Below are 12,381 nucleotides of genomic sequence, written 5' to 3'. Positions count from 1 at the left end.
AATGGCGTATGCCGCCATGAACATTCCGATGAAATGTAATATTTATACAAATACTTTCTAAATGGCGTATGCCGCCATGAACTCTGCCCAGTCTGGGCAAGCTGTTGTCCAGTCTTTCTAAATGGCGTATGCCGCCATGAACAAACCCCAAAAGGTACAACTGAACTTGTACCTTTTCTAAATGGCGTATGCCGCCATGAACGGAGTTATCAGCAACCTCTTTTGTTGGTGCAATTTCTAAATGGCGTATGCCGCCATGAACACTCTATGGCCGTCAAAGTAATGCATTGGATTTTTCTAAATGGCGTATGCCGCCATGAACAATCCGGATCTGCTCTTATTGCGTCTCGAATATTTCTAAATGGCGTATGCCGCCATGAACCGATAATTTCCGTGCTATGGGTATTTGCTAATTTTCTAAATGGCGTATGCCGCCATGAACGGTTTTTGCCCCTGGTTCCAGGTCTCACACCATTTCTAAATGGCGTATGCCGCCATGAACATGCATCTGCTGCATTACTTTGGTATGTCCTCTTTCTAAATGGCGTATGCCGCCATGAACTGTTGATGCTTATTTTGACTATTTTTTTTGTTTTTCTAAATGGCGTATGCCGCCATGAACTTAATTGAACAGCCCGATCAAAAACAATCTTGTTTCTAAATGGCGTATGCCGCCATGAACTAGTCATACATCTGTTCGATTCAGTTTAAATTTTTCTAAATGGCGTATGCCGCCATGAACTGCAAGAATCAAGTTTATTGATTTCTATGATTTTTCTAAATGGCGTATGCCGCCATGAACATACACAGAGCTGTCATAACGTTTATTACTTATTTCTAAATGGCGTATGCCGCCATGAACTTAAAATCCTGTACCATTTCTGCGTGATCTAATTTCTAAATGGCGTATGCCGCCATGAACTACCAGTAAAGTGAGTTGGTACTGATTCATAATTTCTAAATGGCGTATGCCGCCATGAACACATATCTAATTCGTTTACCGCATCAATCAATTTTCTAAATGGCGTATGCCGCCATGAACAAGATGGTCTCGATGGCAAAGACGGCTTAGATTTTCTAAATGGCGTATGCCGCCATGAACCATTATTAGAGCAGCCTGTTTTAACATCAGGTTTTCTAAATGGCGTATGCCGCCATGAACATAATGCAACTTACTGTGAACGCCCAGCTGGTTTTCTAAATGGCGTATGCCGCCATGAACTCATTGCTGTATTTATTTTAGGGCTTCTGACTTTTCTAAATGGCGTATGCCGCCATGAACACTACGCCTTGCGACCCTTCCGCACGGCTACATTTCTAAATGGCGTATGCCGCCATGAACCATCGAAACGAGTGAAAGACCAGCGCCAACAATTTCTAAATGGCGTATGCCGCCATGAACGCTTGGACCCATCGGCAAGAGCGCGTTTAACATTTCTAAATGGCGTATGCCGCCATGAACTTTTCATTTACAACTGCCTTCGCCCACTTGTTTTTCTAAATGGCGTATGCCGCCATGAACCAATTCAGGAAGAACGAACAGCACGTGCAGCATTTCTAAATGGCGTATGCCGCCATGAACGTATTGGCAGTGTTCTTTGCTTCATCTGCTTTTTTCTAAATGGCGTATGCCGCCATGAACTTGAACTTGTGACATGTTGAAGCTCCTAGTTATTTCTAAATGGCGTATGCCGCCATGAACACAGCGTGGTTGATGGCTCCGCTTGCTGCAAATTTCTAAATGGCGTATGCCGCCATGAACCGAGATTGATTTTAACCAGCAATTGCCTGAGTTTTCTAAATGGCGTATGCCGCCATGAACCTTTAATTAGGGTGTTCTTATGTTTGCCATAATTTCTAAATGGCGTATGCCGCCATGAACTATAAAATTATAGTAAAAATATAAGTTACAACAAGTAGTTAATATAGATTTAGGCATTTTACCCAATCAAAAAACCACTTACTGTAACTCATTGATTTTATTGAGCTGTTAAAGAGTCAAAAAATATTGGGTTAAAACTCTGGTACAGTTGAGAAACGACTTAACCCATAAGTTCCAAATGTTCCATCTTTTGCCTCATCAGCAACAGATTTACCAATATATAGGCGATATGGTCGATCTATATTTTCTTCTCGCCTAGCACTAAGACTTTTTAAACTTACATACGGCTCAACTACAGGCTGATCAATATATTGCTTAAAGTGCTGTCTAGCTTGATCCAAAGAAATATTGTGGCGTTGGGCCTGATGAGCAATACGCTCTTCTAAATTCATTTTTGGATTAACTCGAAAATAATGAGCGTAACCCGTGATTTTAGCTTGAGGTACTTCACGTGGTTGAGTGAAATGGACATAGTCCACAAACCATTCCAACCACTTCCCCATATTAAGTTGCTGTAGTTCGGCTTCTGTATTGGCAAAAATACGAATTTTCTTACCCAAAAACCCAATATTCTTCTGCTGGTTAATACGATATTGAGGAAAAGAGACACCCAAGCGGCTCTTATCTTGCTCATCGCTATGCTCTGCAAAAGCAATATGAAGTTGGGTATACACTTTTGACCAAATAAAATAAGGTGAAATTTCATCCTGATCAATTAAAGTGATTTCTTGATAATATTGCATTATTAATCCTTCGCACTTTGACCGAACACCCCACCACGTACTAAAACAGCCATAACATAATGTTCTTGTTCCAGATTTTCTAATGGCTCACCTAAAGCATATTTATCAAATAGAGTAAAAAAGTCTTTTTTCTCTTTAGGAGTACGATAAGCTTTTCCAAGATTTGTGACCGCACCATAAGGTTCAATCGCGATTGCGGTTTTTTTGTCGTCAAACTCAGTATACCAAGTATCGATTGTACGTAGCGCATTACCAATTTTTTGAGAGTGCATTGCAGCAACATCATTGACTTGATAAAGGATTTTACTCTTATCACCCTTACCTTTATCCAAAACCAATTCTTCGCTTGGATAAACTTCTTGCGCTTTACCCACCAAGGCATAAGCCTCAACTTTAATCAATAAATATGATGTTTCACCTTTTAGAGCCTGAGCGATTTGATCAGCTAATTTTTTTAATTTTTCATCAACATGATCAAAATCATGCAATGGATATTCCAAAGCATTAAATGTTATAGCGGGTTGATCATTTATTGTTACCACAACCTCTACTTTTTCTGCACCGACACGGTTACGCCATAAAAAACGAGCATTAGCAATATTGAGCGCATAACGTTTCGCAAGCTCTGTAAAGCCATATTTGTTAATATAACTTTTGGCCACAGCTTGATAAGAGTTTAAAAAAATTTCATTATTACAAGCAGATGGATTTTCAACACCACCTAATACTTTCAAAGTAAACCCAACTTTTAAAGTATCTTGATGCTCACCTAAGGCACAGGCATCTACTGTTTGTGGATTGGCATTAGTAATATCCATATCCAATTTAAGCATATCTTTATCAGTTTTATTTTTCAGACGATGTGATACTGTTCCTCGGACTGATTTAGGAATGAGTTTTAAAGCTGTTTGTTCATTGCGATTATCCCAAGTCGTTCCATAAAAATATCCATCAGATGGAACAAGTTTCTTTTCAAATGCGAGTACACTTGCGACTGCTTTTTCATTTTTAGCCATGAGTCTTTCCTTTTTCAATATCAAATTAATTTGTTGTAGCGTTTTGGCAGAGATATAAATTCTTTTCTGAATCAAAATGGTATTGCCATAACATTTGATCAAGATGTTCTATGCGATACGGCATCAAAAACTCACCCAAAGTTAAAACACTTTCGGCAAACCGATGTGGTGTATTGGCATCCCTTTGATTTTTTGCGAATCCCAACTCAGAAATTCCTTGAAAGCCAACAGCGACAGGTACAAGCCAACCTTGAGCTTTACGCTTTGAAGTCCATGTCACTTTGTTATCATCATCTACATTAGAACTATGCGTTACGTGTAAATATTCTAAAACCGCATCTAAAGCATCTTTACCTTGATTCATACTGTCTATTACGAGATCACGGCGCTCGATCAGTACATGCCCAAGCATGAGTTTATTGAGGATTGGTTTTAATTCCTTGTCATGATCTTCATCATCATCAAAATCCAGTATTTGGCAATTCTTCACCGTAAGAACATCTCCACTAGCAAATTTCATACTACAAATTAGCTCAGAAGCAAGTTCTAACAATTGCTCTCTTTTTTTGTTATTCAGACCTTCAATTTCAACTAAAAGTGAAACTTCCAAATGGCAACGGGCTTCCTCAATAAAAGCGGGGCGACTTCCATCCTTATCCAATGGATTTGCTGTACCTATAATTGAATGGACAAAATCGCCCCGTCCTTTATAGGTTTGCAAATTAAACTCATGACAACTTACCGCAACTTTAGTTAAAGCCACATCACATGCCTTAGCTTGTAATTTACGTTGCAAAGCGTGGACTGCGCCAAGCCAAGCTGTCATTGCTGGAAATCCAATAGTATATGGGCTACTCATGGCATTAGCATTGTGAAGTTTTAAATGAGAAATCAATAAAAAGTGACGCATTAGAAAAACTCCTTTGCTTGTTGTAATGAGTTTTCTACACGCTGTTTAACCTCAGCCAACTCTACTGTTCCCAGCATATAAGCATCACTAATTACTTTTTCATAACTTCGTAATATCCAACGCGCTATTTCTCGACTTAATTCGTCACGCCAGTCACCATTTTCTGCTCGCTCGACTTGATAAGCTTTATCTAGCCAAATTCGCTGTATTTTCGGTAAATTTGCGTAATAATCTTGATTTGTCCACCCTTCAATTGCATATTGTCTAGTCTTTAATGCCTGTAGTAACACTTGATCAATCACAAATTGAATAATATTTTTTACCGCATTTCTAATATCAGTATTATTTAGATCAAGCTGAATAAATTTATGTAGCTGAATAAAGCTATCATGATAATTTTTTAGATATAAACACTGCATAAAGAAATCAGTTTTAGGCAATCGAATCGTTCTTTTTTCTAATACTGGTGGGCGACTCGACAGTAAATAAGCTCGTCCTGCATTTTGGCTATTTAAAACACTAACATTCTGTGGTTGAGTTCCACCATACGCTGTTATTGTTAAATCAAATATATCCGTATAACCTATTTCGTCATGTTCATTTTTCTGACGCAATTCTTTAGATTTTTTGGTTTCTTCCGAAAAACGCATAGCATCAATTGCTTGTTTGAGTCGAGTAATTAAACCAGATGGCGTTAAAATGGATAATAAATGATATTCAGATTGATTAATTGGAAAATAGACCTGTTTTACTAGATGGTCTGTTTTTACTGAATGATCTGCGGCTTTAATTTTTAAAAATTCTGAACTCAATGCTTCAAAATTTAAATCTGCATGCGTAATTAAAGCCCGCAACTCTTGGTTGTCTTGTTCGAAGCCATCCAAAACCGTCATTTTTTCAGTAAGTGGTAAAGACAAAAACTTAAATACGTCCATTGCGGCAGCATTACCAAATACATCCAATGAGTATTCCACATTACCACTACGTAAGTAGCCATCATTGCAATGTTTCGCCTTAGCAATAAGGCTTGAAGTCTTGGCACTTGGATGACTAAACTTACTTGGGTGACTCACCATTGCAAGCTGGGTTACGCGCTTTGCTGCATCAGGTAACCATTCATTTAAACTAAATTTATCATTTGCCTGATGTTGCAAAGTTGAAGTTTCAACATCACTTTCTGCTCTTTTTAAACGATCTTTTAGCCAAAGTTCTTTACGTTCATTTAAAAATGCATGAATACTTTCTGCCATATCCTTTCCATCTTATTATTTATTTGAAACCACCAAGCCAAACTGTTCTGAATACATCAATCGTTTATTCTCATCGTACTCTAGCAACATAATCTCACCATAACGTTCCGATAGTCTTTCAATCTTTGCTTCAATATCTTCGTCATTCTCACTTAAATGATCAAGTGTCAAGCGACACAAAATGTCGTAATAATTCCTATTCAACCATAATCTTTTTTGTTCCAAATTATTTAGTTGCAAATAATAAATATTATAAAAACCGCTCCGATCAATATAATGACCAAAATCATTTTTTTCACAGAGTAGCAGTTTATGATCTCTCCAAACAACAAAAATCTGAATATTCGGAGAGCTTTGCCTAAATTGTATAAATTTTTGAGGTAAAGCTGTTAAAAACCATTTTTGGGTTAACCATGAATTTAATGGTTTTGCTCCAACTTTATTGTATGAGGTTAATATATCAGCCATTACTGCATGCTCAAGATCTGCTAGTCTTTTTCTTGCTTGTAATGGTCGATTCGTTTTTATTCTTGGTATGGCATTAATATTAAAACTCACATCTGAAATATCAAGTAACTCTTTTAAATCTTTAGTGTGTAATTGAAATTTATCATTATTAAGTTCAAAACCAGGCTTTTCAAAAGCAACCTTAGCTTTTCTTAATCCTTTTAAATTATATTGCATTAAAGCAATATTTGGCTTTTCGATATTCTGCGCCAATTTTCTGTGACGTAACACTCGCCCTGCTAATTGAATAATCGAACGATAAGATGATGGCTCTACAATTGCCCAATCAAAATCATGGTCTCGCCCAACCTCCTCCACAGGGGTTGCAACCAAAATAAAAATCACATGTTCATCTTCAATTGAATCTAGATGCTGACGAATCACATCATTTGAGAATGCCGTCGCTTGTTCGCCCTCTTTCTCTTTACGCTTTAAAACCTGATCTAAGTGTCGCTCCTGCTCACTACGTAACAACAAAACTTGACGACTATGATAGGCCATAACACGAGGCGCTATGCCCTGCGACCATTCTGCATTGAGTAAGTATTGAGTTAAAGCAACACAGGGGGGAATATTGGCAACACGTACCACACCAAAAGAGACTTTTTTACCTGTCTTAAGATCGATACTGTGATGACTCAAATGTAATCGTTCAGCATTCTGCTGAATCCGTTCAAAATACTGAGACTGCAAACTGTGATCTAAACGTTGGACTTCTTTTTCAACTACAAGATCAGCACAATCTACAATATAGGCTTTATGTTTAACAACTTGCTGAACTAATGCTGCTGTCCGAAGATCTACAAATTGATCATGTGTATTTTGATATTGTTGTATAAGCTCTTTTGGTGTATTCGAATCAGTGGTTTGAATTTTTGTTTTGAACTCATCAACCCACATCGAAACGATATTTTTATTTTTTAGCTTTTTAAAGGCAGAGTACAAAGCCCAGCCTTGCTGATAGGCATTAAAAAACCCCTCAGCCAATGCTGGAGGTATGGTTGCTGACGATATCATCACTTTTCGACCCAACATGCCTGCAAGATGCACCAGTCGGGCAATAGCAACTAAGTCTTGAGCATTAAAATCATCCACTTCATCAATGACCAAGTCTGAGGACGAAAGTCTTAAGCTCGGTAAAATATATTTGCCACCACGCTTGGTTTCAGTCGCTGCCATAATATGATCAATAGTACAGGTTAAAACAGGTTTATACAGAAATGCTTTATTACGTTGTTCTTGATTTTTAGGGAATAAAGCATTCATAAAATCGGCTTGAGGCATTGTGTCGTAATCCAGTTCATTCTCTAATAACGCCTCTAACGACTCTGAACCGATTTCCTCAATATTTAATTCGTCCTGTTGACCATTTCTAGCATGTTGATAATGCAACTCCTGCACAGCTTTTGAACCAATTAAAACGGCTAGTTCATCATTACTTAAACCAATATCATGACGGTATGAATCCCCTGTTTGTAAAGTTAATGTTCTCAAACCTAGTGCTAAAATATAACGTAATGATTGTCCGTCCTTAGATAAGGCTTGCATAATTTTCGCATTGGCAATGGTTTTTCCTTTCCCGGTACTTGCCATATTGACAACAAACCAACCCTGTTTCTCAGCCCCTTCATTTTTTTGAATGAATTGCTGAATCCCTTTAGCAGCCTGATCCTGCCATTCAAAACCTGATGGACTTTTCTTCTTTAATTTTTGAATATCGTATGCAGATTCCATATCATCTGCTAAACGGCTTAAAGACTGAGCCACACGCATAGCATTGTCACTAACTCGAACTAAATGCTCATCTAAATACTGTTTCGCTTGTTTCGTTTTTGGATCAGTATTTGCAACAAGTGATAAATTCGTTTTCCATGCTTTATCTGCTTCGCACGATGAATAATAATGATCACCCAACATTAGACATAAGCGTGCATGATGTAAAATGACTCGCCAACTCCCATCAACAAAAATCTGTTCTGATGCTTGAGCTTCCTGTAATAAACGTAAAGACCATTTTTTAATTTCTTTTGTCCATTCAACAGATTGGCTTAGCAAACCTTGCTCAAACTGAAAACACAATTTAAGTCGTTGTTGGTAATCCTTTTCCTCAAATTTATTTTGATAGCCCCAGTTTGCTTCGATACATTCAAATAATTCTGCAATACTATTTGCAGGTTCAGCAGCATATCTTTTTGAATCTTTATCTTCTTTTAAATTAGGTAAGCGATGGTGTGAAATGATCAGCCACGCGACTAATTGAGCAAATGGTGGAAGCTGAGCTAAAACTTTGGATTGATCTGATTTTTTTACAATCGTTTGCTTAAGAAGTGCCTCATCCCAACTTTGATTAATAAATAAATTTAACCATGCTTCATCAGATTCAATATTGCCTGATGATTGCACCAAAGCATTTAATAATAGGCATGAAATCCATTCATGACGTAAAGGATCACCTTTAAATTGGTTATTTTTATCGAGTAGTTTTTGCTGGAATAATACTGTTGCTTTACCCCAATCATGAAGTAAAGCAGAAACTGCAACTAATGCCTTAATTAAAGGTAAATAATGCCAGTCATTTTCCCATTTATTTTGAGCCAAACTTTTCTTTGTGGTATTCACAGGTACAATCCCCTGTTCATTAAACTTATTACGATTTCCTACAACCCACATCAATTCACTTCTACGGCGTCCACGTATCCAATGACATGAAACCGCTGTACTTTTCGTCGCAGTTTTTCTAAGTAATTTTTTGACCGCCAACAATCCATCTTCAGTGATCACCGTTTGCCATGTGTTATCACCAATCCGATCTGCAAAAGCATCGAGCACACGACGAGTTCGAGCAATCGCTTTCTTTTCACACTGAGATATAAAAGTGACTATCATCATTCGCTCTCCTGACTTGGAAAGCTTTTACACGCTTGCAACTTCACCTGCTCAAACATCCAATCCAGACAGCGATATTCTGTGAATTTTTGCAACAGTTGCTGACGGAACGCTTGTTCAGACAGCCCATCTTTGGCACAAATAAACGCCCACGGTAAAACTACCGCATCCTTGATTAAATCAGCCACATCAAAGACCAATGCACCGCGTCGGGTTTTACCATGCATAACTGCAAATGAATGACTAATACCTAAGACCCAAAGCGTTGTCGCACTGAGACCATAAGCCAAATAATTGCCATGATTCAAAAAATCATTGGCTAAATCCCCTTGCTCTGGATTACGTTCAAAACTCAACTTACAACGAGTTGCTGCAATTTTATAAAGTTGCTTGGTCATCTGCGCTTCGGCGAGGAGTAAATCACCCACTTTGGCCATATTAGGAATTTTCTTTTCATAACCAGCTAAAGCTTGCTGAATATCTAAATCATCCAGATAAAAACCTTCATCCTTTAAATCTTTGTCTCTAGCCCAAATTTTGCGGATAAATTCGATACGAGCAAATTGAAATTGCTTTGCAACATCTAAACGTTTGGCATCATCAAACCAGAAGCTCATCCAGCCCTGCATATATTCAGTTGGGCGATATTCACTTTGTGGCATTAACCATTCCACCTCACTGCCCGCAAATAATGGCGTGCCACCACCACCACAAAAACCCACCAACACACCTGCGCTACACAACATTCGCATCGCAGCCTGTGTAATGGAGGTTCCTGTGCCCAGCAAAATCACCGTGGTATTAGCAATGGGAATATTCCAATATTGGTTTTCGTTTTTTGCTTCGGTGAGATATAACACTCGCCCATCTTTTTGCATCACTCGGCAATGCTCTAAATAATAAAGATTGGCGCGTTTAGAATGTAAGATTGCTTTTAAATCAGATGGGTTCAGTTGTTCCATTCTTGTATTTTCCCTCATTTTTTTATGATCTTACTGAAACAGCGAACAATAAAAAAGCTGCCGAAGCAGCTTTGCGACACCTAATGTCGCTTTATAATTTTTAAATATACGTTGACTTAAGAATCAATTTTATCAAACTGACGATCAATCAGACTTAAACGACCACGTGCAACATCTGACAACATGCGCCAATCTGAAATAAAGCTATATAGCGGTTGTTTAAAGCTGGCAGGCTTATTATGTTCAAAGAAAAAATGCCCAACCCAAGCACAGGCATAGCCTGATACCAAGCCATACACAGCATATTTTGCCTGACGTTTACGAATGGCTTTACTAAAGAAATATAAACCAATAGAGCTGCCTGCGACATGCAAACGACGGCTGGCAATACTGCGATGTTCTGTTAAATAAAAGTGATAAAATTCATCATAGTTTTTAATCGGTAATGAAAATTCCACGGGCTTGGTAATATTCGCTGGTGCATTCATTTTAAGATCATCCTAATCGTGCAAGACTCTCCACACGTTAATGCATTTTCTGTACAAAATAAAGTCATTGCGTGCCATCCTTTTCCTGCTTAAAACAACTTTACAATGATTTTTGAGATCAACAAGTTATACTATTTTTTATATTTATCATTCTCGGTGGTCAGGAGTCATAACATCATGGAAATAGAGCTAAAATTTCAACTGCCTGAATCTAAGAAAAAAAGTGTATTACAGCTGTTAAGCAAACAAAAAGCACAAAAAATTCAGCTACAAGCAAAATACTATGATACGGCCGACCGTTTACTGGCAAAAAATTATGTGGCCATTCGTCTGCGTCAGGAAGGTGAACATTGGGTACAAACCTTTAAAGCAGCCAGCAAAAATCATTTGCAACGCATCGAAGAAGATATCTATTTAGGCAAATGTACAAAAGAACCCGAACTGGATTTATCTCTATATAAACATAATCAAACAGTCCAAACTGTACTGCGTGATGTCCTAGGCGATTCACCTGCTGAGTTATTGCTACAGTTTCAAACTGACGTCCAACGCACATTTCATGTCTTCGAGTTTGCAGGTTCACAGATTGAAGTTTGCTTGGATGATGGCGAAATCCGTACGCCAACTGATCAAGCTAAAATCTGTGAAGTTGAATTTGAATTAAAACAAGGATCAGCACAGTCTCTGATTGATTTTGCCAAAACTTGGGTCGACAAATACCAACTCTGGCTCGATGTGAGAAGTAAGGCTGAACGTGGTAATTTATTGGCTATGGGCAAAATGGTATCCCCTGCCAGCAAAGCGAAATCACTAAGCTTAGAGAAAAATGTCAGTGCTGAACAAGCAATCAAACTGATTATCGAAAATACCCTCAATCATATCTTACCGAATGCAGCAGCAATTGCCGATGGTGTAGCCGAAGCCGATCATATTCACCAAGCTCGTGTTGGTTTACGTCGTTTACGTTCTGCTTTAAAACATTTTTCGAACTGGTCTGCGCAAATTGATCCTACTTGGGAAAGTCTGTTAGCAGATATTTTTAGAGCTTTGGGACAATCACGTGATAATGATGCAATTCAAGATTCCGTTATTCCTTTAATTAAAGAAGTCTGTGATTTTGATTTTCCATTCCCTGATAATCTTGACAGTAGTGTTTCTCAGTTATTAAGCCACACTCAAACCACACAGCTATTTTTGGCATTACTCAGCTTCACTTATAGTGAGGATGAGTCTAAATCTAAACTTTCCAAACAGGCGGCGAAAAGCTTAAGTAGGCTATATCAAAAAATTCTCAAAGATGCAGCCCAATTTTCTAAGTTAGAAGTCGAGCAACAACACCGTACCCGTAAACGCGTCAAACAATTGCGTTATTGCATCGACTTTATTTCAGCGCTGTATCCAGAAAAGCAGGTTCAACAATTCTTAAATAAGTTACAGCCAATTCAGGAATATTTAGGCTTTTATAATGACCTGTTTGTTGCTGAGAAAATCTTTGAGCAACAGGCTGTGAAGCATCCGCAGTTTTTATTTGCTTTAGGTTGGGTCAAGGCACAACAACCACATGTGGCAAAAAAAGCAGATAAAAAGCTACAGGGTTTATCTGCTAAAGATATTTTTTGGGATGAGGATTGATTACTGCGCAAGGGAAAATCACTTCACTCTATTATCGTGCTGGCGGCATTGATGCCGCCACAAATAATTTAAGTCCTACAAAAAGCGGATACTCGGAAACGTCAT

8 protein-coding genes and 1 CRISPR repeat array (1 of these 9 only partly in view) are annotated in these 12,381 nt (G+C 38.1%); of the genes, 1 reads left to right on the top strand and 7 read right to left on the bottom strand.

Annotated features, from left to right (window positions below; all coding sequences use genetic code 11):
* A CRISPR array of direct repeats spans positions 1-1,882; the repeat unit is 28 nt; unit sequence TTTCTAAATGGCGTATGCCGCCATGAAC; it reaches 1,747 nt to the left of the window's first position.
* Positions 1,883-2,013: 131 nt separating this feature from the next.
* The 7 genes from cas6f to V6E90_RS19025 all read right to left on the bottom strand — a co-directional run bounded on the left by cas6f (position 2,014) and on the right by V6E90_RS19025 (position 10,644).
* Positions 2,014-2,625, bottom strand: a complete 612-nt coding sequence (gene cas6f / locus V6E90_RS19055) for a type I-F CRISPR-associated endoribonuclease Cas6/Csy4 (protein ID WP_332606194.1) — start codon at positions 2,623-2,625, stop codon at positions 2,014-2,016.
* 2 nt (positions 2,626-2,627) lie between these two features.
* Complete coding sequence (gene csy3, locus V6E90_RS19050) at positions 2,628-3,641, bottom strand: type I-F CRISPR-associated protein Csy3 (RefSeq protein ID WP_332606193.1); 1,014 nt, start codon at positions 3,639-3,641, stop codon at positions 2,628-2,630.
* Between the two features lie 25 nt (positions 3,642-3,666).
* The gene (gene csy2 / locus V6E90_RS19045; protein WP_332606192.1) at positions 3,667-4,551 is read right to left on the bottom strand and encodes a type I-F CRISPR-associated protein Csy2; all 885 of its coding nucleotides are present in this window, start codon (positions 4,549-4,551) and stop codon (positions 3,667-3,669) included.
* Positions 4,551-5,801 carry a type I-F CRISPR-associated protein Csy1 gene (gene csy1, locus V6E90_RS19040; RefSeq protein ID WP_332606191.1) on the bottom strand — a complete coding sequence of 417 codons (1,251 nt, stop codon included), beginning with the start codon at positions 5,799-5,801 and terminating at the stop codon, positions 4,551-4,553. Before csy1 ends, csy2 begins: the two co-directional genes overlap by 1 nt.
* Positions 5,802-5,816: 15 nt before the next feature.
* Positions 5,817-9,194: a type I-F CRISPR-associated helicase Cas3f gene (gene cas3f / locus V6E90_RS19035; protein ID WP_332606226.1), complete on the bottom strand. Its 3,378-nt coding sequence runs from the start codon at positions 9,192-9,194 to the stop codon at positions 5,817-5,819.
* Positions 9,194-10,156, bottom strand: coding sequence for a type I-F CRISPR-associated endonuclease Cas1f (gene cas1f / locus V6E90_RS19030; RefSeq protein WP_332606190.1), 963 nt, complete (start codon positions 10,154-10,156; stop codon positions 9,194-9,196). The genes cas3f and cas1f overlap by 1 nt, the downstream gene beginning before the upstream one ends.
* Before the next feature lie 116 nt (positions 10,157-10,272).
* Positions 10,273-10,644: a DUF962 domain-containing protein gene (locus tag V6E90_RS19025; RefSeq protein WP_005145109.1), complete on the bottom strand. Its 372-nt coding sequence runs from the start codon at positions 10,642-10,644 to the stop codon at positions 10,273-10,275.
* 177 nt (positions 10,645-10,821) lie between these two features.
* On the opposite strand from V6E90_RS19025, the gene V6E90_RS19020 reads away from it, so the two are divergent.
* Positions 10,822-12,276, top strand: a complete 1,455-nt coding sequence (locus V6E90_RS19020; protein WP_332606189.1) for a CYTH and CHAD domain-containing protein — start codon at positions 10,822-10,824, stop codon at positions 12,274-12,276.
* Positions 12,277-12,381: the final 105 nt, after the last annotated feature.

This window comes from Acinetobacter sp. ESBL14 (assembly GCF_036668815.1).
In the GTDB taxonomy this organism is placed as follows: Bacteria; Pseudomonadota; Gammaproteobacteria; order Pseudomonadales; family Moraxellaceae; genus Acinetobacter; species Acinetobacter gyllenbergii.
This window is presented reverse-complemented; position numbering and strand designations above follow the sequence as displayed.

What these genes read in the sequence shown, in the direction of transcription:
- V6E90_RS19020 (WP_332606189.1), top strand. Translation starts at nt 10,822, where the DNA reads ATGGAAATAGAGCTAAAATTTCAACTGCCTGAATCTAAGAAAAAAAGT.
- csy2 (WP_332606192.1), bottom strand. Translation starts at nt 4,551, where the DNA reads ATGCGTCACTTTTTATTGATTTCTCATTTAAAACTTCACAATGCTAAT.
- csy1 (WP_332606191.1), bottom strand. Translation starts at nt 5,801, where the DNA reads ATGGCAGAAAGTATTCATGCATTTTTAAATGAACGTAAAGAACTTTGG.
- cas6f (WP_332606194.1), bottom strand. Translation starts at nt 2,625, where the DNA reads ATGCAATATTATCAAGAAATCACTTTAATTGATCAGGATGAAATTTCA.
- cas3f (WP_332606226.1), bottom strand. Translation starts at nt 9,194, where the DNA reads ATGATAGTCACTTTTATATCTCAGTGTGAAAAGAAAGCGATTGCTCGA.
- cas1f (WP_332606190.1), bottom strand. Translation starts at nt 10,156, where the DNA reads ATGGAACAACTGAACCCATCTGATTTAAAAGCAATCTTACATTCTAAA.
- V6E90_RS19025 (WP_005145109.1), bottom strand. Translation starts at nt 10,644, where the DNA reads ATGAATGCACCAGCGAATATTACCAAGCCCGTGGAATTTTCATTACCG.
- csy3 (WP_332606193.1), bottom strand. Translation starts at nt 3,641, where the DNA reads ATGGCTAAAAATGAAAAAGCAGTCGCAAGTGTACTCGCATTTGAAAAG.